Annotated in this window: 24 protein-coding genes and 1 riboswitch; of the genes, 19 read left to right on the top strand and 5 right to left on the bottom strand. The window is 36.6% G+C overall.

Translation table 11 applies throughout. From position 1 onward, the window contains the following. Positions 1-2: 2 nt before the first annotated feature. On the top strand, positions 3-374 hold the full coding sequence (locus RCJ93_RS05905; protein WP_066785937.1) for a GNAT family N-acetyltransferase: 372 nt from the start codon (positions 3-5) through the stop codon (positions 372-374). Here the strand turns inward: RCJ93_RS05905 and RCJ93_RS05900 are convergent. Continuing rightward, positions 371-877: a DUF309 domain-containing protein gene (locus RCJ93_RS05900; protein WP_446738612.1), complete on the bottom strand. Its 507-nt coding sequence runs from the start codon at positions 875-877 to the stop codon at positions 371-373. The two genes, RCJ93_RS05905 and RCJ93_RS05900, sit on opposite strands and share 4 nt — an antisense overlap. A 56-nt stretch (positions 878-933) precedes the next feature. Here RCJ93_RS05900 and RCJ93_RS05895 point away from each other — a divergent pair, with 56 nt between their 5' ends. From RCJ93_RS05895 to trhO, 11 genes are all read left to right on the top strand, one after another. Further along, complete coding sequence (locus tag RCJ93_RS05895) at positions 934-1,713, top strand: segregation/condensation protein A (protein ID WP_147193996.1); 780 nt, start codon at positions 934-936, stop codon at positions 1,711-1,713. Then, positions 1,685-2,284, top strand: coding sequence for an SMC-Scp complex subunit ScpB (gene scpB, locus RCJ93_RS05890; RefSeq protein ID WP_147193994.1), 600 nt, complete (start codon positions 1,685-1,687; stop codon positions 2,282-2,284). The genes RCJ93_RS05895 and scpB overlap by 29 nt, the downstream gene beginning before the upstream one ends. Before the next feature lie 18 nt (positions 2,285-2,302). Further along, positions 2,303-3,301, top strand: coding sequence for a D-alanyl-D-alanine carboxypeptidase family protein (locus RCJ93_RS05885; RefSeq protein ID WP_223823522.1), 999 nt, complete (start codon positions 2,303-2,305; stop codon positions 3,299-3,301). Between the two features lie 99 nt (positions 3,302-3,400). Beyond that, positions 3,401-4,132, top strand: coding sequence for a pseudouridine synthase (locus tag RCJ93_RS05880; protein WP_066785957.1), 732 nt, complete (start codon positions 3,401-3,403; stop codon positions 4,130-4,132). A 118-nt stretch (positions 4,133-4,250) separates the two neighbouring features. Next, the gene (gene resA, locus RCJ93_RS05875) at positions 4,251-4,781 is read left to right on the top strand and encodes a thiol-disulfide oxidoreductase ResA (protein ID WP_066791844.1); all 531 of its coding nucleotides are present in this window, start codon (positions 4,251-4,253) and stop codon (positions 4,779-4,781) included. Positions 4,782-4,797: 16 nt separating this feature from the next. Beyond that, positions 4,798-6,465, top strand: a complete 1,668-nt coding sequence (gene resB, locus RCJ93_RS05870; protein WP_446738611.1) for a cytochrome c biogenesis protein ResB — start codon at positions 4,798-4,800, stop codon at positions 6,463-6,465. Further along, positions 6,462-7,649 (top strand): c-type cytochrome biogenesis protein CcsB, encoded by a 1,188-nt coding sequence (gene ccsB / locus RCJ93_RS05865; protein WP_066785963.1) that lies wholly within the window; start codon positions 6,462-6,464, stop codon positions 7,647-7,649. Before resB ends, ccsB begins: the two co-directional genes overlap by 4 nt. Before the next feature lie 233 nt (positions 7,650-7,882). Next, positions 7,883-8,599, top strand: a complete 717-nt coding sequence (locus tag RCJ93_RS05860; RefSeq protein WP_066785966.1) for a response regulator transcription factor — start codon at positions 7,883-7,885, stop codon at positions 8,597-8,599. Then, complete coding sequence (locus RCJ93_RS05855; RefSeq protein ID WP_150283969.1) at positions 8,592-10,385, top strand: ATP-binding protein; 1,794 nt, start codon at positions 8,592-8,594, stop codon at positions 10,383-10,385. The genes RCJ93_RS05860 and RCJ93_RS05855 overlap by 8 nt, the downstream gene beginning before the upstream one ends. A gap of 114 nt (positions 10,386-10,499) precedes the next feature. After that, positions 10,500-10,636: riboswitch (FMN riboswitch) on the top strand. 157 nt (positions 10,637-10,793) lie between these two features. Beyond that, positions 10,794-11,372, top strand: coding sequence for an ECF transporter S component (locus RCJ93_RS05850; protein WP_150283970.1), 579 nt, complete (start codon positions 10,794-10,796; stop codon positions 11,370-11,372). Positions 11,373-11,560: 188 nt separating this feature from the next. Next, a complete protein-coding gene (gene trhO, locus RCJ93_RS05845) occupies positions 11,561-12,514 on the top strand; it encodes an oxygen-dependent tRNA uridine(34) hydroxylase TrhO (RefSeq protein WP_446738610.1) in 954 nt (317 codons plus the stop codon). 39 nt (positions 12,515-12,553) lie between these two features. On the opposite strand, the gene RCJ93_RS05840 is transcribed toward trhO, so the two are convergent. Next, complete coding sequence (locus RCJ93_RS05840; RefSeq protein ID WP_251645736.1) at positions 12,554-13,444, bottom strand: LysR family transcriptional regulator; 891 nt, start codon at positions 13,442-13,444, stop codon at positions 12,554-12,556. A 316-nt stretch (positions 13,445-13,760) separates the two neighbouring features. Between RCJ93_RS05840 and RCJ93_RS05835 the strand changes: the two genes are divergently transcribed. Both RCJ93_RS05835 and RCJ93_RS05830 read left to right on the top strand, forming a co-directional pair. After that, positions 13,761-15,038, top strand: coding sequence for a C40 family peptidase (locus RCJ93_RS05835; protein ID WP_446738609.1), 1,278 nt, complete (start codon positions 13,761-13,763; stop codon positions 15,036-15,038). Between the two features lie 277 nt (positions 15,039-15,315). After that, positions 15,316-16,326 (top strand): NAD(P)H-dependent flavin oxidoreductase, encoded by a 1,011-nt coding sequence (locus RCJ93_RS05830; RefSeq protein WP_446738608.1) that lies wholly within the window; start codon positions 15,316-15,318, stop codon positions 16,324-16,326. Positions 16,327-16,414: 88 nt separating this feature from the next. Here RCJ93_RS05830 and fabI read toward each other — a convergent pair whose 3' ends face one another. Continuing rightward, the gene (gene fabI, locus RCJ93_RS05825; RefSeq protein WP_066785986.1) at positions 16,415-17,197 is read right to left on the bottom strand and encodes an enoyl-ACP reductase FabI; all 783 of its coding nucleotides are present in this window, start codon (positions 17,195-17,197) and stop codon (positions 16,415-16,417) included. A gap of 435 nt (positions 17,198-17,632) precedes the next feature. On the opposite strand from fabI, the gene RCJ93_RS05820 reads away from it, so the two are divergent. Next, positions 17,633-18,211: a VanZ family protein gene (locus tag RCJ93_RS05820; protein ID WP_446738607.1), complete on the top strand. Its 579-nt coding sequence runs from the start codon at positions 17,633-17,635 to the stop codon at positions 18,209-18,211. Positions 18,212-18,388: 177 nt separating this feature from the next. On the opposite strand, the gene RCJ93_RS05815 is transcribed toward RCJ93_RS05820, so the two are convergent. Further along, on the bottom strand, positions 18,389-18,637 hold the full coding sequence (locus RCJ93_RS05815; protein ID WP_066785991.1) for a ferredoxin: 249 nt from the start codon (positions 18,635-18,637) through the stop codon (positions 18,389-18,391). A gap of 101 nt (positions 18,638-18,738) precedes the next feature. On the opposite strand from RCJ93_RS05815, the gene RCJ93_RS05810 reads away from it, so the two are divergent. The 4 genes from RCJ93_RS05810 (at position 18,739) to RCJ93_RS05795 (ending at position 23,238) form a co-directional block, all read left to right on the top strand. Beyond that, positions 18,739-19,788 (top strand): helix-turn-helix domain-containing protein, encoded by a 1,050-nt coding sequence (locus RCJ93_RS05810; RefSeq protein WP_446738606.1) that lies wholly within the window; start codon positions 18,739-18,741, stop codon positions 19,786-19,788. Next, positions 19,778-21,214 carry a RecQ family ATP-dependent DNA helicase gene (locus RCJ93_RS05805; protein WP_446738605.1) on the top strand — a complete coding sequence of 479 codons (1,437 nt, stop codon included), beginning with the start codon at positions 19,778-19,780 and terminating at the stop codon, positions 21,212-21,214. Before RCJ93_RS05810 ends, RCJ93_RS05805 begins: the two co-directional genes overlap by 11 nt. A 79-nt stretch (positions 21,215-21,293) precedes the next feature. Then, complete coding sequence (locus RCJ93_RS05800) at positions 21,294-21,974, top strand: LysM peptidoglycan-binding domain-containing protein (RefSeq protein ID WP_446738604.1); 681 nt, start codon at positions 21,294-21,296, stop codon at positions 21,972-21,974. Between the two features lie 301 nt (positions 21,975-22,275). After that, entirely contained in the window at positions 22,276-23,238 is a 963-nt protein-coding gene (locus RCJ93_RS05795) for a YpdA family putative bacillithiol disulfide reductase (protein ID WP_066786003.1), read from the top strand. A 208-nt stretch (positions 23,239-23,446) separates the two neighbouring features. Here the strand turns inward: RCJ93_RS05795 and RCJ93_RS05790 are convergent, their stop codons facing one another. Then, on the bottom strand, positions 23,447-23,920 hold the full coding sequence (locus RCJ93_RS05790) for a DUF2975 domain-containing protein (protein WP_446738603.1): 474 nt from the start codon (positions 23,918-23,920) through the stop codon (positions 23,447-23,449). Positions 23,921-24,114: the final 194 nt, after the last annotated feature.

Below are 24,114 nucleotides of genomic sequence, written 5' to 3'. Positions count from 1 at the left end.
ACATGTTATGTCGTTATAAAAAAGCAAACGAAAAAATTGCAATGGGGCTCTTGTCCTTTATGCCAGAACATAAAGACGTGAAAAAATTGCAAGAGACGATTTGTCAATATAACTCTGATCCAAACTGGCAACTATATTTGTGGAAACAAGACGATGATTATATTGGTCTTGTAGGAGTCGAAATTAAAGATAATAAATGGATTGTTAGACATATTTCAGTTGATCCTTCTCATCGTGGAGAAGGCGTTGGAGTCGAAATGATTCGAAAGCTTTATGAAATGGATGTTTGTGGCTCTATTGCCGCTGATGAGTTAACAGAGCCGTTTATACAAAAATGTTTAACAATGTTGGAAGAAGCAGACGAAGAGGTTTAATGTCTGCTTCTTCTTTTTTCGTTCCGTGCACGAAGAATATCCGTACGATCTCTAAGCATATGCTTATTTTGAAGGAATTGATCATCTAGGTTTGGCAATATAGAGATGGATTCTTCTACACTATCTTTTAAAGAAATTGATATTATATTGACTGGCCAGTTTTTAAAAGGTTCCCTAAGACTCACATTTTTTTGAGTTTGATGAATATTTTCGATTACGCTAAGAGCATCGATTTCCTTGTCATCAAAAAAAGGCGAGTGAAGGGAGTTGCGAAGAGTTAACTCTGCTTTTTTTAAAATAGTATCAGCACCTTTGTAATTGCCTCGCCTATAATGATATAAGCCAGTAGCTAATTGGATCCAGCCTGTTAGCGGATGCAATTTATCCCGTGGAGCTACATACTTCCAGTACTCCTCTAATACTTCATGGCACTCAAAATAATCTTGGTTGCCATTAAAGTATGCGAGAAATTGAATAAATAAAGGATGATGCATAGGATGCATTTTGCTCACCTTTCCTCTATACTAAATTTTAAAGAAAAATTGTCAGGTGGTAAGATATGTCATACGAAGTGAAGTTAGAGGCTTTTGAAGGCCCTCTTGATTTATTATTACACTTAATTCATCGTTTGGAAATTGATATATACGATATACCGATGGCTGAGCTTACTGCACAGTATATGGGCCATATTCATACGATGCAAGTTTTGGAATTGAACGAAGCAAGCGAATATTTGGTTATGGCTGCAACATTGCTCGCCATTAAAAGTAAAATGCTATTACCAATATATGAAGGAGAACTGACTGAAGAAGAGTTTGAAATTGAAGAGCAGGATCCCCGTGATGAGCTTGTAGCAAGATTAATAGAATATAGAAAATATAAAGAAGCAGCTCTTAATTTGAAAGAATTAGAAACCAGCAGGACACATTATTTTACGAGACCGCCAACAGATTTATCTGCTCTTATGCCAGAGGAACAACTTGCTTTATTTGATGCTTCAGTCAATGTTTATGATATGGTTGCGGCGTTCCAAAAAATGTTAAATAGAAAAAGATTGAAAGCACCTTTGTCTACTAAGATAACAAAACAAGATATCACGATAAAAGCTCAAATGAAGTCTGTAATCAATGTATTAAAGTTTTCCAATGGACGTGCAGACTTTTTTGATTTATTTCCGTCAGATGACAGAGAAACGCTTGTTATCACATTTTTATCACTTCTAGAATTGATGAAGCGGCAAATCGTGGCGATTGAACAATTGAACAACTTTGCCGATTTAACGGTGATACTACGGAAGGAAGAAATAACAGATGAGCAACTTGAATCTATTGATGAGTAAAATTGAAAGCCTATTATTTGTCATAGGTGAAGATGGACTGACAATTAAACAACTATCCATTTTACTAGAGGCTGATGAAGGAGAAATAAAATTAGCTCTTGAGCAAATGATGAAAGACTATGAAGAACAGGATAACAGGGGAATCAAACTAAAAGAATTAGCAGGAACCTTTCAGCTAATTACGAAGCCACAGCATGCTGAATTAATCCAAAAATTAGTAGAGAACCCTCCAAGCCAATCATTGTCACAAGCATCTTTAGAAGTGTTAGCTATTGTCGCGTACAAGCAGCCAATAACTCGTGTAGAAATTGATGATTTAAGAGGTGTAAAAAGTGAGAGAGCGTTACATACTTTAAATGCAAGAGGTTTAATCCATGAAGTGGGAAGAGCAGAAGGGACTGGACGTGCAATATTGTATGGCACCTCGAAAGAGTTCCTAAATTATTTCGGTTTAAATGATTTATCTGAATTGCCGACTCTCCCAGAAGAAGGAATGGAAGAGCTGGATGATCAACCAGACTTATTTATGTCTAAATTCCAAGAAGCCTTCCAGGAACCTGAAACAGAATGAAGTTAAAGGAGTGACAATTTGTATCGTTGGATTATCGTAGTATTAAGTTGCCTTGTCGTTTTTATGCCATTTGAAAAAACCGCTCAAGCTGCTTCCCATTCGTATGCAGTAATTGATGCAGATACGGGAAGGCTGCTTATAGGGATGAACGAACATGAAAGACTCCCAATTGCAAGCCTTACAAAAATGTGGACAGCTTTTGTAGCAATTAAAGAAATGGATATAAATAAAACGACAACCATTTCGAAAAGAGCAACCTTGAGCGAAGGGTCTTCCATTTATTTAAAAGAGGGTGAAGAGACGAGCCTCAAAACACTACTCAATGGCCTGCTTCTCCGTTCGGGTAATGATGCTGCAACAGCAATTGCAGAAGAAGTAGGTGGGTCAGCAGAAGGCTTTGTTAAATTAATGAACGATTACGCTGTGCTCTATGATTTAACAGAAACGAGATTTGAAAACCCTTCTGGCCTTCATCATGAAAAGCACTTATCCTCTGCTTATGATACGGCCCAAATGCTTCGTATTGCGATGCAGGAGAAAAAATTCCGTAAAATTGCTACTACCAAATTCTATAAAAGTGATTTGGAAAACCCAACAGTTTGGCAAAACAAACACAAATTGTTGCACTCTAATAAATATGCGATTGCAGGTAAAACAGGTTATACAAAAGTAGCGGGACGAACACTTGCAACATATTTTGAAAAAGATGGAAAACGTGTAATTGTTGTGACGCTAAACGAATCAAATGACTGGCAAGTGCATGCTGGATTTGCAGACACAGTTTTCAACAAATATGAACAACGTGTCTTAGCAAAAAAAGGTGTTTATCAAGTGAAAGATGATTTACAAGTTAAACTTGACCATCCTGTGTCGGCTTTGTTAACAAAAGATGAGAGCAAAAAAGTCAAATCTATTTTGCAAATGCCGCGCATTGCACAGGGAGAGATTGGTGTATGGCAATTCCAGTTAAATGGAAAGCCTTTGATTGAAGAGCCTGTACAAATGATTTGGAAGTAAAAGGACTGTCCTAGTGACGGTCTTTTTCTCTTTTATTATTAGTCAAAGTATGACATAATTTTTGAAGGCTAATAGCATTAAGTTTAATGAGGTGACTAAATGGAAAGACTACAGAAAGTAATTGCACATGCGGGAATTGCTTCTAGAAGAAAAGCAGAGGAATTAATTACAGAAGGTAAAGTAAAAGTAAATGGTCAGGTCGTTCGTGAGCTTGGTATCAAAGTATCTTCACATGATTCGATTGAAGTAGAAGGTGTAAAAATAGAAAAGGAAGAGAAAGTATATTACTTATTATATAAACCGCGTGGTGTTATTTCAGCTGTATCTGATGATAGAGGGCGCAAAACTGTTTTGGATCTTTTTCCGCAAGTGGAACAGCGGATTTTTCCAGTCGGCCGTTTAGATTTTGATACATCAGGAGTTTTATTGTTAACAAACGATGGAGAATTTGCAAATCAAATGACACATCCGCGCTATAAAATTGATAAAACATATGTAGCAAAAGTGAAGGGTTTGCCTCGCAGGGAAGATTTAAAAAAATTAGAACGCGGGATTGAGCTAGAAGATGGCAAAACTTCTCCGGCAAAAGTGAAAGTGCTATCATCGGATAAACAGCAAAATAAGTCCATCATTGCGCTTACCATTCATGAAGGTAAAAATAGACAAGTGAAGCGTATGTTTGAAGCAATTGGATGCCCAGTTCAAAAATTAAAACGGGAGCAATTTGCATTTTTAGGTTTACATGGATTAAATGCAGGAGAATCACGCGAATTAACAGCACATGAAGTAAAACAGCTACGCGTATTGTCAGAAACAGGAAAAATCGGCTAACCAGCCGATTATCCTTCATAAAGCTTTCACAAAGACCTATATCTTACAGAACTAATTAGATTAAATTTGCTATAATGGAATAGGCTGTTTCTACTGTTAAAGGAGGCTTTCTATGCCAATGGAAAAAAAACAAAAAAGGCTCTATCTACGAATAGCCATCTTGGCTGTTCTTGTAGCTGCAATCGTTTACACTATTTATACAACAGCAAATAAGAATGATGTAAAGTTGCTGAAAGTGGGGGATGATGCTCCTAACTTCTCGCTTGTGGATTTAAATGGTAAAACACATAAGCTATCGGACTATAAGGGTCAAGGTGTCCTGTTAAATTTTTGGGGAACTTGGTGCAAGCCTTGTAAAAAAGAGATGCCTGCTATAAACGATCAATATAAAGAATTTAAAGATCAAGGAATCCAAATATTGGGTATTAATATTGCTCAATCCGAACTTGAAGTAACAAGTTTTACAGACAAGCTAGGAGTTGAATTTCCAATAGTGATCGATAAAACTAGAAGTGTTATGAGGGCATACAATGTTGATCCGTTGCCAGCTACGATACTGATTAATAAAGATGGCAAAATTGAGAATATTATTACCGGGGAAATGAAAGAGAAAGAGATTAATCAATATCTAAACAGTATTAAACCATAATAAGGAGTTCTTACGGATGAAAAACATAACGTGTGAATGTGGCCATGTCAATCCTGAAGGAACACATCTGTGTGAAAAATGCGGAAGGCCGCTAACAGAAGAAGAAAAGCACGCAAAAGTCGTCGATATGAAGTATGAAGGAAGAGCCATTCGTTCAAAAACATACAATAAAACAATCATCGATAAAATATGGAACTTCTTTTCAAGTGTCAAAGTCGGCGTCTCGATTATCGTCATTACACTAGTTGCTGCAGCTATCGGTACATTCTTGCCGCAAGTAATGTATGTTAATGTCATGCAAGGTGAAGATGCAAAACAGGCTTATATTGATAACTATGGAACTTTTGGTAAAATTTACTACAACTTAGGGCTGAGTGATATTTACAGTTCTTGGTGGTTCCAAACCTTAATCGGTATGTTGGCGATCTCTATTATTGCTGCAAGTATTGATAGAGGCGTGCCCCTTTACAAATCATTAAAGAATCAACGTGTAAAACGTCATGAAAGTTTTATGAAACGCCAACGTATTTTTGGCGAGAAAGAAATAGCCGCAGATAAAGCGGAAGAGTCATTAAATTTAGCTGAGAAGAAAATGAAAGAGCTAAAGTATAAAGTGAGAAGAGAAGATGGAGTATTGCTCGCTGAGAAAAACCGATTTGCGCGCTCAGGTCCATATATCAATCACGTAGGGCTTATCATTTTCTTATTTGGTGTTATGTTGCGCTTAATGCCTGGATTTTATATTGATGAATCTTTATGGATTCGAGAAGGCGAGACAGCATCTATTCCTGGTATGGATGGTTATTATCTACATAATAATAAATTCACCTTTGAAACGTATAAAAAAGAGGAACAAAAACAAGAGTTCAATCAATCCAAAGCTGCTGTTAATTCAATAGCAAAAAATTATCAGTCAGATGTTGTGCTTTATCAATCAAAGGATGAAGGCATTGCTGGTGAGACCCAAGATATGAAGAAAGTGGCACACCATGCAATACAAGTGAATAAACCACTGAAATACGATGGCTACGCCCTCTATCAAATGGATTTTAAATTAAACGAATTAAAAGCAATGAATTTTAATTTAGTGAACAAGAAAACAGGAAAATCTTTAGGTGAAGTAGATATTGACTTAACTGAACCAAAAAAAGAGTATGATTTAGGAAATGGTTCAAAAGTCGAGGTTAAAGGTTACTATCCAACTTTTTCAGGTTTTGATGATGGGGAACCGCAATCTGACTCACCGCTACCTAATAATCCTGCTTTTATTTTCAAAATGTATACACCAGAAACACCAAAGGGTGAGACAAGCTTTGTTGCAATTAAGCAAACACTTGAACCACTAGGCACAACTAAATATCAAATGAAATTCCAAAATGTCGAAACTCGTAATGTTTCCGGCCTAACAATACGTAAAGATAGGACTCTCCCAATTTTAGCAATCGGTGGTATAATCTTTATGTTAGGTGTAGTAATAGGTTCATATTGGAGCCATCGTCGACTTTGGCTACAACGTACAAATGATGGTCGCCTGTTGCTTGCTGCGCATACAAATAAAAACTGGTTTAGCATGAAGAAAGATTTGGATGCGGTTACTACATACGCCCATCTGCCTTTATGGGTTGACCAGCAAGAAGAAGATGAGAAGGAAATGGAAGAAAAGGAAGGTGACAACACCTTATGAGTTTAATTGATCTGAGCAGTACGTTATTATTTATTGCTTTTATCGCTTATTTAGTAGGTACGCTATTTTTTGGTGGAGCGGTAAAAGGCGGAAAACAAGATGCATCCGTCTCCAATAAAAAGTGGGGAACTATCGCCATTACTGTTACAATTATTGGTTTTATTGCGAACTTAGGCTATTTCATTACTCGCTGGATTTACTCTGGACACGCGCCTGTAAGTAATATGTTTGAGTTTACGACTGCATTTGGCATGTTTGTTGTCGGTGCGTTTATTCTCATTTATTTTATTTACAAACTGCCATCACTTGGCCTTTTTGCTTTGCCAATTGCCATTTTGATTATTGCTTATGCAAGTATGTTCCCAAAAGAAGTGAATCCGTTAATCCCAGCTCTTAAAAGTTATTGGCTAACTATCCATGTTATTACGGCTGCGATGGGCGAATCCATCTTAGCTATTAGTGCTGTAGCTGGTTTGATTTATCTCATGAAGAGCGTTGATACACAAAAACGTACAAAGAGCAGCATTTGGCTAGAAATCGTCATGTATGCTGGCGTACTTGTATTAGGATTTGTGATTGTAACTACTACTTTTAAATTAATGGATTATAATGCTGATTTCACCTATGTAGATAAAAATGGTGCGACACAAGAAATTACTTATAACACGCCGGCTCTATTCGGTATGCATGAATATGAAATGAAATCTCCAGACAAGATGAAACCTTTAGCTGCCATGCCGGCATTAGTAAATGCGAAAAAATTAACAACAGTAGTTTGGTCTGTACTCTTTGGCTCAATCTTGTATATTATTATTCGTTTAATTCTTCGCAAATCCATAAGCCGTGCAATCCAACCACTTACAAAACGAGTAAATATGCAGTTGTTGGATGAAGTTGGTTATCGATCTGTACTAATTGGTTTCCCTGTCTTTTCACTTGGTGCGCTAGTCTTCGCTATGATTTGGGCACAAGAAGCTTGGTCAAGATTCTGGGGATGGGATCCTAAAGAAGTTTGGGCTCTTATTACTTGGTTATTCTATGCTGCATTTCTTCACCTGCGTTTATCTAAAGGGTGGCAAGGACAAAAATCAGCATGGCTTGCAGTAATCGGGTTTGTTATTATTATGTTCAATCTTGTAGCAGTTAACTTGATTATTGCTGGTCTACATTCTTATGCTGGATAACAGCTAATTAATTTAAGCAATAAACCTAACAACTATAGTTAAATATAGTTAGATATAAGGTTAGCTTGATATTTCACAATGAGAATACGCTGTATTGACTAGAGTACTTGTCTTTAGATGCTGTTTCTATGACAAAAGAAAAGCCTTTTTTCTCTTATGAGAAAAAGGCTTTTCTTTTCATTTTCTATTAAGAATTGTACAATAATACTATAGCATACTGGGAGGCATGTACAGTGACTGAACAAATTTCAATATTAATAGTTGATGATGAAGAAAGAATTCGTCGACTTATCAGAATGTATCTTGAGCGTGAAGGATACATAGTAGAAGAAGCAGAAAATGGAGAAGAAGCGGTAGAAAAAGCATTAACCAATGATTACCGCTGTATTCTTTTAGATATTATGATGCCGAAAAAAGATGGTTTAGAAGCCTGCGAGGAAATTCGTGAGAAGAAATCAACACCAATTATTTTGTTAACAGCAAAAGGTGAAGAGGCTAATAGGGTCCAAGGCTTTGAAACGGGAGCGGACGATTATATTGTAAAGCCATTTAGCCCACGAGAAGTAGTACTACGAGTAAAAGCTATTCTACGCAGATCGGCTGCCTTTTCACCCGTAACAGTGACATCGGTTTCGAAGGATTTAGTTGTGTTCCCGCATTTGACTATTGACAATGATGCACATCGCGTTTCAGCGGATGGCGTAGAAGTGAATCTAACGCCGAAGGAATATGAATTGCTTTATTATTTGGCAAAAGCACCAGATAAAGTATTTGACCGAGAACAGCTATTGAAAGAAGTATGGCATTATGATTTCTTCGGTGATCTGCGTACAGTTGATACACATGTCAAAAGACTTCGTGAAAAATTAAATCGCGTATCGGAAAATGCTGCAAAAATGATTGTAACTGTTTGGGGAGTGGGCTATAAATTTGAGGTAGTGAATGATTAGGATATGGGGCAGTGTAGTCGGGAAGCTATGGGTAACCATATTGCTTCTCGTTTCATTTGTTTTATTTGTATTCACAGTATTGATGCTTGAATTTTTATCCAAATACCATACCCAACAATCTGAAGCCCTACTAAGACAAGAAGCGACCACCATCGCACGAGTCGTCGATGACCATAAATCGATAGCCTCTACTAAATCTATAATACATGATATTTTAAGCGATGAAACAAATGCAGTTATAGCAGACAAGCCTGGTCATGATCTGTTTTCTTTGCAAGAAGGGGTCAATTCAGAGAAGATAAAAGAGCGGATTATTCGTGAAAAATCCTTCAATAAAGCTTTTACTTCATCTAAACCTATTGTGAAAGAAATGATGCTTCCTTCCTCAACCGAGAAGGACCATGTTGAATCGTATATTGTTTTAGCCTTTCCTTTAAATGTTGAGAAGATGGAGCATAGTGTCGTCTTTATCTATCAAAGTCCTGATGCGATTCATCGAACATCAAAAGAAACAACAAAGATTGTATTTCTATCAGCTATTATAGCCTTTCTATTAACAACTTTCTTTGCCTTTTTCTTATCAACGCGTATCACATCCCCTTTATTGAAAATTCGTGAAGCGGCGTTTGAATTAGCGAAGGGACACTTTGATAAAAAGGTACCGGTCCTGCAAAATGACGAAATTGGTCAGTTAGGGATCGCCTTTAACCAAATGGGTAAGCAGCTCAAGCACCATATGGAAGTTATCAACCAAGAAAAAGAACAACTTTCAAGTATTCTAACTTCGATGACAGATGCTGTTATTACATTTAATAGTGAAAGAAGTATCATATTAAGCAATCCTCCCGCGGATCTCTTGCTTCAGAAATGGGCGATCAAAAAACGAGATGAACACCAATTGATCCCTAATGAAATTTACCATATGCTTGACCATGTCTTAGAAATGGAAGAAGTATTAAGAGAAGAGTTGGAAATGGAAGGGGCATATTTTTTAATCTCTATAAGCCCTCTCTATAGCGGTGATTCTGTGCGGGGGGCTGTTGCCGTGCTTCGCGATAAAACAGAAGAACATCGCTTAGATAAGTTGCGTTCTGACTTTATCGCAAATGTGTCACACGAACTAAGAACGCCGATTGCTATGCTGCAAGGCTATAGTGAAGCTATTATCGATGACGTCGTATCTAGTGAGGAAGAACGGAACGAAATGATACGAATTATCTATGATGAATCACAGAGAATGGGTAGGTTGGTTACAGATTTGCTAGATTTGGCGAGGATGGAATCGGGGAACATCACCTTATATAAAGAAGTAGTACCGATTACGCCTGTGTTCGAACGAATCACCCAGAAATTTGTTCAAGCAGCAAGAGAAAAGCATATCACGCTAACCTACTCATCGTCATTTGATGATGTGACACTGATTAGTTTAGATGAAGACCGCATTGAGCAAGTCCTAACCAATTTAATTGACAATGCCATTCGCCATACAAGGGAAAAAGGTATAGTACAAGTTGTTGTTGATCAGCAGCAAGACTATGCGCGTATCCAAGTTAAGGATAATGGCGCAGGTATTCCAAAAGAAGACATAGAATATGTATTTGAACGATTCTATAAGGCTGATAAAGCAAGAACTAGGGGAAAAGGCGGCACAGGATTAGGACTTGCGATTACTAAAAATATTATTGAAGCACATAAAGGCAGGATCTTGGTAGAAAGTGAAGTGGATGTGGGTACAAGTTTTATTTTCTACTTGCCGTTAGCCAAGGTCAGTGAAAATAAATTTTAATAAATAAAAACGCCAGCATAAAGTTGCTGGCGTTTTTTGTTACAACGAATGGTGCAACTCTCTTTACAAAGTTCTAAATCTCTTATATAGTTGAATTGTAATAAAAACATATTGATTCATCTTCGGGGCAGGGTGAAATTCCCGATCGGCGGTATTAGAGGCATTTTGACCTCTTGAGCCCGCGAGCCGTTAAGGCAGGACTTGGTGAGAATCCAGGGCCGACAGTATAGTCTGGATGGGAGAAGGTGAAGGTACGGTCGTCTGTGCATTTTTTTGTGAAATGCGAGGACGTTTATTTGACTATGCCTAACTCTCCCTTAAGCGAATTTTTGCTTAGGGGTTTATTTGTTCATAATCAAAACGGGCCTTTCCTCTTTTTGAAGTGAATCGCAAAAGGAGAGAAAAACGTTGAAGAACACACGTCTACAAAAAATGGTGACGATTGGAATGTTGAGCAGTATTTCATTTGTATTAATGATTTTTAACTTTCCATTGCCTCCATTCCCGGCTTTTCTAGAAGTCGACTTTAGTGATATCCCCGCTCTTTTGGCAACAATTACAATGGGGCCTGTTGCAGGAATAACAGTAGAAGTCATCAAAAATGTGCTAGATTGGTTTTATAAAGGCAGCCCAACAGGTGTGCCAGTAGGACATTTGGCAAATATTACAACAGGTATATTATTTATTATGCCGGTTTACTTTGTATATAAACGTTTAACAACTACCAAAGGGCTTTCAACTGGATTAGTAGTCGGTACAATTTCAATGGCTATAGGGATGAGCGTTCTTAATTATTTCTTATTTATGCCGATGTATTCCTACTTCTTAAATGTACCAACTGAGACAGGGACTGTCCTAACAAAAACAATTGTAACGGGTATATTGCCTTTTAATATTATTAAAGGTATTATCCTAACAGCTATCTTCTTGCTTCTAGCTTCAAACATGAAAAAGTGGATACAAAAACAGCAAAAACAATATATGTAAAAATAGATTGCTAGCTTATGATAAATAAGCTAGCTTTTTTTGTTTAATGGAGTTCGAGCTAATGAGCCCCTTTTTTCTTTAAATTATAGTATAATAGATAAGTCGTTTTAAAAGCCAAGATTTATCGGCGTCTAAAAATTACTGACCCCGTCTTAATATCTTGTAAATATGAAAGATAGGTGAAATAAATGAAATATCAAGTTTTATTATATTATTTCTATACAAAAATCGAAGATCCTGCGCAATTTGCTCAGGAGCATCTAGCATACTGCCAATCAAATGAATTAAAAGGCCGTATATTGGTTGCTCCAGAAGGAATCAATGGTACACTTTCTGGAACTGTAGAAGCTACAAATGCATATATGGATTATATGCGAAACAATCCACTTTTTGAGGGAATTGTTTTTAAAATAGATGAAGCAGAGGGCCATGCCTTTAAAAAAATGCATGTACGTCCGAAAGATGAATTGGTGAATCTCCATTTAGAAGAAGATATTAATCCAAATGAATTAACCGGTGAATATTTAGAACCAGCAGAGTTTTTGAAAAGAATGCAAGAAGATAATACAGTTGTGATAGATGCACGTAACACATATGAATATGATCTGGGGCATTTTAGAGGTGCGATTCGTCCAGATATTCAAACATTCCGCGAATTGCCAGAGTGGATTAATGAAAATAAAGAGCAATTTGAAGGTAAGCAAATCTTGACATATTGCACGGGCGGCATTCGTTGTGAAAAATTCTCTGGATGGATGAAGAGAGAAGGCTTTGACAATGTGGCTCAGCTTCATGGAGGCATTGTCACATATGGTAAAGATGAAGTAGCTAAAGGGCAATTATGGGATGGCCAATGCTATGTGTTCGATGAACGGATTGCGGTTCCAGTTAACCAAGTAGAACATGTCATTGTTGGTAGAGACCACTTTGATGGTGAACCTTGTGAGCGTTATATCAATTGTGCAAATCCTGAATGCAATAAACAAATCTTATGTTCGGAAGAAAATGAACATAAGCATCTTGGTGGTTGTACGCATGAATGTAGGGTCCATCCAAGAAACCGTTATATTGCTAAACATCAATTAACTGAAAGTGAAGTACTAGATCGTCTAGCGCAAATTGGCGAAACGATTGCTAAATAGATATAAAAAAAGCAAAACGCACAGCGCGTTTTGCTTTTTTTATGACTGTTTTTTATTCTTAAAATATTGAAGAATAAATTGTCGGAATTGCTTAGCACCTGGAGATAGATAACGTTCTAAAGACCAAGCCATTCCAATGACCCTTTCTAATTTTAAATCGCTAATTTTTATTTTCGCCATCCTTTTTGGATTTATTTCTTCTCCATCAGGTAATATGGAAACACCTAATCCTGCGGCCACGAAACCTGCTACCGTGGCTACTTCATCCCCTTCAAATGTAATTGTCGGAGTTAAGCCTGCTTGATCTAGCGCTTCATCAATTTGAATGCGCAAGGCATATCCCTTTTTAAGCAATACGAAAGGTTCATTGGCCAACTCAAATATGGTAATAGTTTTACGATCGGCAAGCGGATGTGATATTGGTACTATAGCATATAGCTCTTCACGCCAAAGCTCCATCCATTCTATAGGTTTTTCTACATTCATTTCAGCAAGCAGACACAGGTCTAGTTCCCCGGATTTTAGTTGTTTAAGCTGTGAGTGAGTGTGATTTTGCTTTAGTACAAAATGAATGTTTGGAAACTGTTTTCTAAAATGCATAATCAAATCTGGCACTACATTTGTGCCAAGTGTATGTAAAAAGCCCAGATATACTTCTCCGTGATTCGGATTAATTAGTTCTTGAATTTCATGGAGCCCATCTTGATATTCTCGCATAATATTGTGGACACGTTTAACAAATATTTCGCCATACCTATTTAGCTTGATGGAACGGCCCTGTCTTTCAAATAAAGGAACCCCCAACTCCATTTCTAACCTAGCAATTGATCGGCTTAGTGCTGGTTGGGAAATAGACAATTTCTCGGCTGCTTTGGTCATATGCTGGATTTTAGCCAACACCTGAAAATATTCTAACTGTTGCCATTCCATTAGACTTCGCTCCTCTTACCTTTGATTTAATTATAGTAACATATCTACAGCCTTTTTCGCTTTGTTAAGAGATGAATAAAAGGATGTGAATCCTATTTAAAAAATGGAATAAATACAATATAAAAGACTTATAGGAAAGTAAGTGATATAATTTGTAGAAGAAAATAGAAGAAAAGAATATTATGACAAATATGTAACATCCGTTACGCTTCTATTAAATGCCATCAAAAGACCTATACAAACGCTTTATTCATGATAATATAAGTAATGGTAAATAACGCATATAAAGAAAAATAGGGAAATGAGTTGATTTAGATTGAATAAACGCACAAAATGGGGTCGCACTGCTATAGCAACCCTTGCACTGTCATGCGGCTTTATGTACACAACGCAACAACCAATTGATGTAAATGCAAAAACATCCGCGCAGATGATTCAAAAGAAAGCATCCATCGATCATAAAATTAACCTCTTAAATAAAGAAATTAAACAACTACAAAAACAACTAGACAAAAAACAAGCTGAATATGAAAAAACTTTACAAGAAATAGCAGAAACAAACAATGAGATTGCAAAAACTGAAAAAACGATCAATGAACGCTCAAAGATTATTGAGGACCGTTTAAAAGCATACCAAAATCAAGATCGCACATTCAGTCCATACCTAAATGCTATTTTAGGCGCAGATAACTTTGCGGATGCTGTAAGCCGTACTGTTTCTGTAAAAACCATTTTAGATGCAGACCAAAACTTATTAGATGAACAGAAAAAAGACAAAGCTAAGCTTGCTAAAGAAAAACACAATTTGCAAGAGAAGCAATCTAAGCTACAAAAACAATTCCAAGAAATGCAAGAAGAAGAAAATAGATTAGAAACAAAAAAAGCTGAAAACAAAGCAAAATCTCTAAAATTGAAAGAACAAATTGCAACGAAGAAAGAACAAGAAAGACTTGAAAGAGAACGTAAAAAGCGTGAAAGAGAAGCAAGACGCTTAAAAGCTCTTCAAGAAAAGCAATTCTTGCAAGCTAAAAAAGCAAAAGAAGCACAACAAGCTCAAGAAGCAGAAGCAGTAAAAGCTGCACAAGTCAGCAAAACAAGCAATAATACAGTAAAAGCTGAAAGCGTACCTCAACAGAATAATGCTGGCTCATCAGGTAATGCGGGCAATGGTAACAATGGTGCAAAAGTTACCGATAGTGATCAAAAAGCACCTTCTGTATCAGGTTCTGGTTCAGCTAAAGCTGCAATAGCTGAAGCTAGTAAATATTTAGGACGAGCTTATGTATGGGGTGGAAGTAATCCATCTACAGGATTTGATTGCTCTGGTCTAACTCAATGGTCGTTCAAACAAGCAGGCATTAGCTTGCCGCGAACAGCTGCACAGCAATATATAGCTACCAAAAAAATTAGTGCAAGTGAAGCGAAGGCAGGAGACCTTGTGTTCTTTAGTTATGGACAAGGGATCGCTCATGTCGGTATTTATTTGGGTGGCGGAAGAATGCTAGATGCCCAAAATAATGGTGTTGTAACTGAATCTCTAGATTGGTGGAACCAATATTTAGTTGGATACGGTCGCATTTCTGGTGTTAACTAATATTATATTGTCCACTCTCAAACTTACTTTATCGCCAATTATATAGATATGTTAGTAGGGAAGATGAACCAATAATTATATAGCACTCTACAATCCCATAGATATTTTAACTTCTGAATTAGCCTTCTCTTATGAAGGCTTTTTCTTTTTATACCCTGTAGGAAAAGATTTAAAACAAAATTGAAAGGGTAAGATACTATGTAGATAATTTTAGATGATTATATGGTAAAGTAATCTATAAGTTAGTAGTTAATACATATCCTAGGAGGTATAATATATGGATTTAATGGAGAATTTGCAGTTAAAGTATCCGATTGTGCAAGCCCCGATGGCTGGAGTGACCACTCCTGAAATGGTAGCAGCGAGCTCAAATGGAGGAATCTTAGGATCTATTGGTGCAGGCTATTTAAACGCAGAGGTGACAAGAGCTTTTATTCAGGCTGTCAAGGAAAAAACGGATAAGCCGTTTGCTGTCAATTTGTTTATTCCCAATTTTGTAGAAACGACAACAGAAGAACTGGAAGAAGCTTATAATGTGTTAAAGCCGTATCGCAAAAAATTAATGATTGCGGAAGAAGGGGCTCCATTATCTGCCACTGATTTTGATGGACAGATTGATGTCATTATAGAAGAAGGCGTAAAAGTTTGTTCTTTCACGTTTGGCGTACCATCTGAGAATCTCTTAGATAGACTCAAGCAACATGGCATTTATACAATCGGGACAGCTACGACAATTAAAGAAGCCTTATACATTCAAGAGTTGGGAATGGATGCGGTTGTACTACAAGGTGAAGAAGCGGGGGGACATAGAGGTTCATTTATAGAACCTATAGAGTTTATCCCGCTTAAACAACTATTAAAAGAAGCGCAAGAAGTGATCCATATTCCTAAAATAGCAGCTGGAGGTATTGCAACGAAAGCCCAAATGGAAGAAGTGCTCTCTTTAGGGGCACAAGCGGCACAAATCGGTACGGCCTTCATTGTCAGTGAAGAAAGTGGTGCAGCTTCAATTTATAAAAAACAGATTTTGTTAGCTGATGAAGACAATACTGCCTATACAAAGGCTTTTTCAGGGAAATATGCAAGGGGTATAGAAAATGACTTTATGGTCTTTATGGAGGGAAACACGATTGCCCCATATCCTTATCAAAATGATTTAACAAAAAATATTCGACTTCGGGCGACAGAGCTAGATATGTATAGTTTAATGGCAATGTGGGCCGGAACAAGTTTGCATCTAGCTAACGAGGGAACGGTGCAAGATATTATAGATCGACTAACCAAGTGATCGCCTTAAAATAAGTGCGTTCATTGGCTAGAAAATAAAAAACTGCTTCACCCAATGTTAATATGGGATGAAGCAGTTTTTAGTGTTATTAGATGCCAAGAATATGATAACCGCTATCGACATAAATAACTTCTCCTGTAATGCCGCTTGATAATTGGCTAAGCATAACAACGGTCATGTTTGCCACTTCTTCAAGTGTCACATTACGTTTTAACGGAGCAGATTCTTCAATTTTATTTAAGATAGTATTGAACGAAGGCACACCTTTAGCAGCGAGTGTTTTGATGGCTCCAGCTGAGATAGCATTTACGCGGATACCGTCAGTGCCTACATCTGCAGCTAAATAACGAACAGATGCTTCTAAAGCAGCTTTAGCAACGCCCATGACATTGTAGCCCTCAAGTACACGTTCTGCACCTAAGTAAGTCATAGTGACAATCGAGCCGCCTTCAGTCATAAATGGACGAGCAGCGTTTGCAACAGCAATCAAGGAGTAAGCGCTTGTATCTTGTGCAAAAGCATATCCTTCGCGAGATGTTTCAACAAAACGATTTTTTAAATCTTCTGCATGTGCAAAGGCAACAGAATGGACAATCCCATGAATTGTACCTACTTTTTCAGAAATTTCGTTGAATGCATGCTGTATACTTTCATCGCTATTTACATCACATTGAATTAATAGTGGTTGAATATCCTCATAGTTTGCAAGTTGTTTCTCTAATTTTTTTAAAGAACGTTCTTTACGGTATGTAAAGATGACATTAGCGCCGACTTCAATCAATGCTTTGGCTGTACCCCATGCAATACTTCTGTCATTTGCTACGCCCATCACGACGATATTTTTATCTTTTAGTTGAAATAGATTATCCATCGTACCCTCCTATAATAGTTGCTATTAATACCAGATACTAAAAATTGTAACCTATCTATTAAAAGAATGCAATCGTGAAATATAACCTTCTTTGTGGAATGACAATTTAGAAGAATGGGAATTTGTGAATGCTGAGTACTTGTATATTCTTTGCTCGTTGTAGTTAATATTTTCATGCGTTATCGTTTCTTAAAGCATAAGAAAAGTGCGCTATTACAAATTAAAAGGAGATGAAATGATGAAAATAAAAATCTTCCCATTAATTACAGCTATGGCACTTACTTTGGGTTTTGCTTTACCTGCTTTTTTCAAGTAAGTACAATCTGTTAATTTGGAAAACAGAAGAATATGGTAGAATATTAAAGGGGAAAAGTTTCTAATTAAAAAAGAGTGTCAGGGATGCCTAAAGCATTTTTCATATAAAGGAGTAATAAAATGTTAGTTGATTTTGATGGGTCAATTATTCTTATTACAGCTTTCTTTTGGATAATTATAATTTTATTTTTAAAAATAAAATATAAAAAAAGCTATGTATATTTCTTCTTTTTCACCATATTTTTTATATATTTGTGTAATGTTTTAAAGTACACTCAATTCCCTATAATCCTTGACGGAGAGATGAAAAAAGACATAGGGCAAAATGTATGGGGGGACGCTAATTTCATTCCATTTAATCCAGATTATTTTGCAATAAAAACTTCCTTACTTAATATTTTATTGACAATTCCATTTGGATTTGGACTTCCTTTCATTTCTAAAGTAAGTTTTAAAAAGATTGCCGTTTTAGGTTTTTTACTAGGGGTCTTTATAGAAATTTTACAGCTAATCATAGCTTTAATGGTTGGTTTCACTACTCGTTATGTTGATGTAAATGATATAATCTTTAACTTTTCGGGGGTCCTCTTGGGTTATGGTGTATTTAAATTATTCCTAAAATCCTTTAAGTTTTTAATCAAAAAAAACAATATTGAACTAAATTCTTTTTTGAAGTTTATACTTAACACGCACTCGTAATAGCGAAATTAAAATGCTTAATTTACCCCTGAGATTTATAATATGTTACATATAAGGTTTCGACAGCAGAAAAACAGTCTCGACGAGTTAGCTCTAATATATCCAGTAAATGAATTTGAAATGATAAAAAGAGCACCGAATTAGGTTCGATACTCTTTTATCTATAACGTTATATAATTATTCATATTTAAGCGCGTCGCCTTCAAAAGACTCCTCTGCTACTTTAATCGAATCTGTTGGACACCCTTCAAAAGCATCCTCCATATCTTCCATCAAATCTTCTGGAACTACAGCTGTTCCCGTGTTATCATCTAAAATAACGAAGGCAATTCCTTCATCATCGTAATCGTAAATATCCGGTGCTGCCGCCCCACATGCACCGCAAGCAATACATGTATCTTGGTCAACGATGGTAAATTTAGCCATTATACTTCTCTCCTTTACTATCAATCCCAATAGCTTCTTACTTATTCTAAAACGCTTTTCCTCACATTTCAACCTAAATCACTTTAAATGGAGGAATAATCATGTATATACAACAAGTACTATTATCTATTTTTTCTTCAATGAATGGCCAGCGTTCTGCAACAGCAGCCCTTCATTTGTTAAGGGGGAAGAGGTCAGGCCAGACGATTCAAGATGTGGGAACATTTCATCTTCACAAATATTTTGGTATCCTGCCGAAACTTTCTAAAAGTACCTTTACGGATGAATTAAATCAATTAATTGATGCAGGCTGGGTTCATATAAATGATGGACAACAAGCAATTATAACAGCAAGAGGGAAAACAGTTCTTCAGCAATCTAAAGAAATACTTTTTAATGGATGGTACTATCGTGGCAATGAACACATCTTTTTTAAGCGACTTTCGCTTGTAGTGCAAACTTTGTCGCATTTTCATGCAGGAGACTATCGTTTCATGCCACTACAGAAAGATGAGGAAATTCAACACTTTGTAAAGCAATTTTTAATGGGAAAGCCATATAAAGAAACTAAATTTAAAAACCAGTTCAGAGATGAGTTGGAAGAATCTATCCAACAATTGCCGTTAGATGACAAGCACAAGCTAACGATTGTTTTACGAATAACAGGGTATCGTTTATCAGGCTGGACATGGCAACAATTGGCGGAAGAGTTTGATGCAACTGAGTTAGATATGCAATTAATATTAATCGAGTCGTTACATATTTGGCTGGACGACCTGTATGCAAAGCGCAACCAATATCCCTTTTTACATCAACTGGCTGCAGGAATAAGGCTTGAAAATGTTTTAAATGATTCCACAAAGAAAACCGCAGATTTATATTATAATGGCTATACACCAGACCAAATCGCACAAATGCGTTCATTGAAAATCAGCACAATTGAGGACCATTTTGTAGAGATGGCAATGAATGATATAGATTTTCCACTCAATCAATTTATTAGCGAAGAGGATACAGATAAAGCAAGAGATGTAATGAGACAGACTGGGAGTAAAAAATTAAAAGTTATTCGTGAAAGTATTCCGCATTTGTCTTATTTCCAAATTCGATTAGTGATGGCGACAAAAGGAGGTGGAGCTTATGAAACTTGAAGATATTCTTTATCGGCATTTTGGTTATGAGGCGTTCAGAGAAGGACAAAAGGAAGTAATAGAGGCCATTTTAGAAGGACGAGATGCATTAGCGCTACTGCCAACAGGAATGGGCAAGTCATTATGCTATCAGCTTCCGGGATATATATTAAATGGTCCCATTTTAATTATTTCACCGTTGCTCTCATTGATGCAAGACCAGGTAGATTCATTAAAAAGGTTTGGAGAAAAGAGAGTGATAGCTTTCAATTCTTTTTTACAAGGCAGTGAAAAGTTACGTGCACTTCAACGAATAGCTACTTATCGATATATATTTATGTCTCCTGAAATGCTTGCAACCGACTTAATCCAGCGTGTTTTTCAAAAGATAGATTTCTCACTCATTGTTGTAGACGAGGCGCACTGTATTTCACAATGGGGATTTGATTTCCGCCCAGATTATTTGAAGATTGCCAGTTGGATTCCTAAGAGAAATAGACCCCCAATATTAGCCTTAAGTGCGACTGCTACAGAACAAGTGGTAATTGATATTAAAACATATTTGAAAATGATTCATCCATTTGAATATATCCACTCTGTTGAAAGGCCTAATATTCATTATGATGTCATTAATCTTCCTAGTGTTGAAGAAAAACTACCATGGATTATTAATCATGTTGTGCAAACCGAGGGGCCAGGTATCATTTATACACAATCGCGAAAAAAAACGCTTCTTTATGCTGAAGAGCTTCGAAAAAAACAGATAAGAGCAGCCGCTTACCATGCTGGAATGGAGATGGAAGATAGGCAGTTTATCCAACAGCAATTTCAATCAGGAGAATTAGAGTGGATATGTGCTACAACTGCATTTGGTATGGGAATCCATAAAGATAATGTTTACCAAGTCCTGCACGATCATATACCTGCCACAATGGCGAATTATATGCAAGAGGTTGGAAGGGCAGGGCGTGATGGGAAAGATGCGCTTTCCATCTTGGTACATAGTCCAAAGGATGAAGATCAGACACGCTTTATCGTGACAGATGATTTGCCAAGTTCATACCATGTGGAAGCTTTTATGGAATATCAACGTCTAGAACAAGATCCAAAAAAAATGATTGATTTAAACCAGATTAGCGAAACGGGTTATCGGGTTTTGTCATATTGGATGGCACAATTGCCAGGGGAAAAGGTTATCCAAAAGTTAGAAGATTTACGCAGACAAAAGGTAGAGCAAATCAGAGAGGTTGCAAACTTTGTAGAAGCTCAAAAATGTATGCGAGAAGGATTAGTTTCCTACTTTGGGCAATCGTTGGTAGAGAAGCCACCAAACTGCTGCCATTTTTGCGGGATTAATCACCAAGAAATTGTCGCAACAAGAGAATTTCATCCTGTATCAAGAAATCGACCATCATGGCAAGAACGGTTACACGCACTTATGCCCTAGTAAGTTCGTTCATTTACAAGTACCTATTAATTCGTCATAATAGGAGAATAGAAGTTTTTTATTGAAATGGGGGATTTCCATGCCTCAAGATGATTACCGAGGAAAAATTGAAGAACATAGACAGGCAATTTATATTGAGCCGGAAGAAGAAGAGAAAAATCCTTCTAGAATGAAAAGAAGACATCAAAACGATGAGGGTAAGCAGAAAAAAAACCAAAGCAAACCTAAATTGCTAACAGCATTAGCAATTGTCTTTATATTAATTCCTATTTCCACCTTGATATATTTTAGTACACTCTCACATGAAAACAGTCATGAGAAAGCTGAAATAGAGAGTGACAGTGGTGTCCATATTGAGACCAATAGCGAAAAAGAAAAAGTAACTACTCAAGCGTCAAAAAAAGAGGAACAGGAGCAGCTGAAGAAAGAACAAGCCGCTCAAAAAGAAGCAGACCGAATAAATGCAGAAAAAGTGAAAAAAGAACAAGCAGCAAATGCCAAGCTTGAAGCACAAAAAGAGAAAGAAGAACAAGCAGCAAATGCAGAGCTTGAAGCACAAAAAGTGAAGCAGCAACAGTTATATGAGGAAGCAAAGGCAGCTGGACGTCTCTATAATGTTAAAGAAGGGGAAACAATTGAAAGTATCGCAATCAACTTCTATGGTAGTACTGCCGGAATTGCGATTATTCAGGAAGCAAACGGTATTACTGGAAATACCGTTGCGCCAGGAACAACAATTGCAATACCAGCCCAAAAATAAATTAGATGTAACACTAATTTTGTTTTTAGGCTAAATACCTTTGTATCTTGTAAACCATGCCTGTGTATAGGACACCGCCTCAATTATTGTCAATCTTAATTGAGGTGGGCAAAAGTCCGCAAAAAAATGCTTATATTTTAAAAGAGTTCGGGTATGTGGTATAGGGCGCATGCCTGTTTTTTTATGGTGTCCAGGCGTATAATGTACAATTAGACAATACTGTAAACTTAAAATTGATTGTTTAAAGGATGTATATAGAGATATCTCTGAAACGAAAGAAATTACAAGGAGTGACATTGTAGTGCTACAAGAAGAAGCAATTATTGTAGGCGGCGGTCCATGTGGCTTAGCTGCGGCTATTTCATTAAAACAGATTGGTCTAAACCCTATTATTATTGAAAAGGGAAATATCGTTAATTCGATTTATAATTATCCTACGCATCAAACGTTTTTTAGTTCAAGTGAAAAACTAGGAATTGGTGATATACCTTTCATTACTGAACAACAAAAACCAAAGCGGAACCAGGCATTGGTGTATTATCGTGAAGTTGTAAAGAGAAAAGACCTAAATATTCATCGCTTCGAACGAGTTGAACAAGTAACGCCAAATGAGGGCAAGTTTATTGTGAAAACAGATCTGGCTGAATATGAAACACCGTATGTTGTCATTGCGACAGGATATTATGACCATCCCAACTATATGAACATACAGGGAGAAGAACTACCAAAAGTGTATCATTATTTTAAAGAGGGCCATCCCTTCTTTGATACAGACGTATTGATAATTGGGGGTAAGAATTCTGCGATAGATGCAGGACTAGAACTTCATAAAGCAGGTGCTCGTGTGACAGTTGCCTACCGCGGGTCGGAATACTCACCGAGCATTAAACCATGGGTATTGCCAGATTTCGAGGCGCTTGTTCGCAATGGAGAAATCAACATGATGTTTAATACGCTTGTGAAAGAAATTACGCAGGATGAAGTGATGTTATTGCAGGAAGGTAAAGATACTACTATCAAGAATGACTTTGTATTCGCGATGACAGGGTATCATCCTGATCATTCGTTTATTCAAAAAATGGGCGTAACAGAAGATAAAACGACGGGCCGCCCGACATTTAACCCAGAAACCATGGAAACTAATGTACCTGGATTATACATTGCAGGTGTAATTGCAGCTGGTAATAATGCTAATGAAATTTTTATTGAAAATGGAAAACTGCATGGAGATTTAATCGCAAAATCAATTAAAGAAAAACGCTAAAATAAACAGCAATGCTTTTATCGATAGGTAAATGTATATGACGACATATCTTTACGAAGAATCTTATAATTAAGATTGTTTTTTCAAACAATTATTGCTGTTAAAACTAAAAGACAGATTTACTCTACAAGTGTGTAGAATAAATCTGTCTTTTGGATTTTATAATTTGTGAATTAAAACTGAACTCAGCCAGTCCTAGGGTGAACTTTCATGAATTAGATAACTTCGATTGATTTTTTATAAGTATATTTTTTATGAACGCTGATCCCGCCGCCACCATTATTGTTACAAGAAGTATCCCGGATCCCATTACTGCAATTATTGGCGGTAGTGCATTTGCATTATCAAGTGTAAAGATTCCAATGACATACAAAAGAATAATAACAAATGCACAGTATTTTATTCGATTTAATCCTTGAACAATGCGACTAGAAATAATAGATTGACACTCAATGATTTTAATCATAATTAGAGTCTCATATATCGCATAAAAAAAGGGCAGCGCTGTAGCATACATTCCTAATAAAATAGGATATTTTAGATATGTAACTTCTGGATGTATTAATACGGTTTCCTGGGCTATCCTCGGTAAAACAAACACACACATTAGCAAAAAGAATATGCAAGTTAAAATTAGGGTTGAACTCAAAAAGACGTAATTGATTTTTTGCATCATCATCATCATCTTCTCTCCTTAATTATATAGTTATTAAATATAACGACTGACTATTCAAAATGTTTCGATGAATAATGAGTCATCTGCTTTGCCACTGATGGAGTACAAAAAGGCAGAATCATAAAGATTCTGCCTAAGTAATATGAAACAAATTATTTTCTATTATTTAGTGTTTTCGATTTGATTATGATAAAAACCAT

The organism is Rummeliibacillus sp. BSL5 (assembly GCF_052928305.1).
Note: the sequence above shows the minus strand (reverse complement) of the source record. Positions and strands in the feature narration are given on the sequence as shown.

What these genes read in the sequence shown, in the direction of transcription:
- RCJ93_RS05880 (WP_066785957.1), top strand. Translation starts at nt 3,401, where the DNA reads ATGGAAAGACTACAGAAAGTAATTGCACATGCGGGAATTGCTTCTAGA.
- RCJ93_RS05895 (WP_147193996.1), top strand. Translation starts at nt 934, where the DNA reads ATGTCATACGAAGTGAAGTTAGAGGCTTTTGAAGGCCCTCTTGATTTA.
- RCJ93_RS05905 (WP_066785937.1), top strand. Translation starts at nt 3, where the DNA reads ATGTTATGTCGTTATAAAAAAGCAAACGAAAAAATTGCAATGGGGCTC.
- scpB (WP_147193994.1), top strand. Translation starts at nt 1,685, where the DNA reads ATGAGCAACTTGAATCTATTGATGAGTAAAATTGAAAGCCTATTATTT.
- RCJ93_RS05805 (WP_446738605.1), top strand. Translation starts at nt 19,778, where the DNA reads ATGAAACTTGAAGATATTCTTTATCGGCATTTTGGTTATGAGGCGTTC.
- RCJ93_RS05815 (WP_066785991.1), bottom strand. Translation starts at nt 18,637, where the DNA reads ATGGCTAAATTTACCATCGTTGACCAAGATACATGTATTGCTTGCGGT.
- fabI (WP_066785986.1), bottom strand. Translation starts at nt 17,197, where the DNA reads ATGGATAATCTATTTCAACTAAAAGATAAAAATATCGTCGTGATGGGC.
- RCJ93_RS05840 (WP_251645736.1), bottom strand. Translation starts at nt 13,444, where the DNA reads ATGGAATGGCAACAGTTAGAATATTTTCAGGTGTTGGCTAAAATCCAG.
- RCJ93_RS05810 (WP_446738606.1), top strand. Translation starts at nt 18,739, where the DNA reads ATGTATATACAACAAGTACTATTATCTATTTTTTCTTCAATGAATGGC.
- ccsB (WP_066785963.1), top strand. Translation starts at nt 6,462, where the DNA reads ATGAGTTTAATTGATCTGAGCAGTACGTTATTATTTATTGCTTTTATC.
- RCJ93_RS05830 (WP_446738608.1), top strand. Translation starts at nt 15,316, where the DNA reads ATGGATTTAATGGAGAATTTGCAGTTAAAGTATCCGATTGTGCAAGCC.
- RCJ93_RS05800 (WP_446738604.1), top strand. Translation starts at nt 21,294, where the DNA reads ATGCCTCAAGATGATTACCGAGGAAAAATTGAAGAACATAGACAGGCA.
- resB (WP_446738611.1), top strand. Translation starts at nt 4,798, where the DNA reads ATGAAAAACATAACGTGTGAATGTGGCCATGTCAATCCTGAAGGAACA.
- trhO (WP_446738610.1), top strand. Translation starts at nt 11,561, where the DNA reads ATGAAATATCAAGTTTTATTATATTATTTCTATACAAAAATCGAAGAT.
- RCJ93_RS05790 (WP_446738603.1), bottom strand. Translation starts at nt 23,920, where the DNA reads ATGATGATGATGCAAAAAATCAATTACGTCTTTTTGAGTTCAACCCTA.
- RCJ93_RS05820 (WP_446738607.1), top strand. Translation starts at nt 17,633, where the DNA reads ATGTTAGTTGATTTTGATGGGTCAATTATTCTTATTACAGCTTTCTTT.
- RCJ93_RS05900 (WP_446738612.1), bottom strand. Translation starts at nt 877, where the DNA reads ATGCATCCTATGCATCATCCTTTATTTATTCAATTTCTCGCATACTTT.
- RCJ93_RS05855 (WP_150283969.1), top strand. Translation starts at nt 8,592, where the DNA reads ATGATTAGGATATGGGGCAGTGTAGTCGGGAAGCTATGGGTAACCATA.
- resA (WP_066791844.1), top strand. Translation starts at nt 4,251, where the DNA reads ATGGAAAAAAAACAAAAAAGGCTCTATCTACGAATAGCCATCTTGGCT.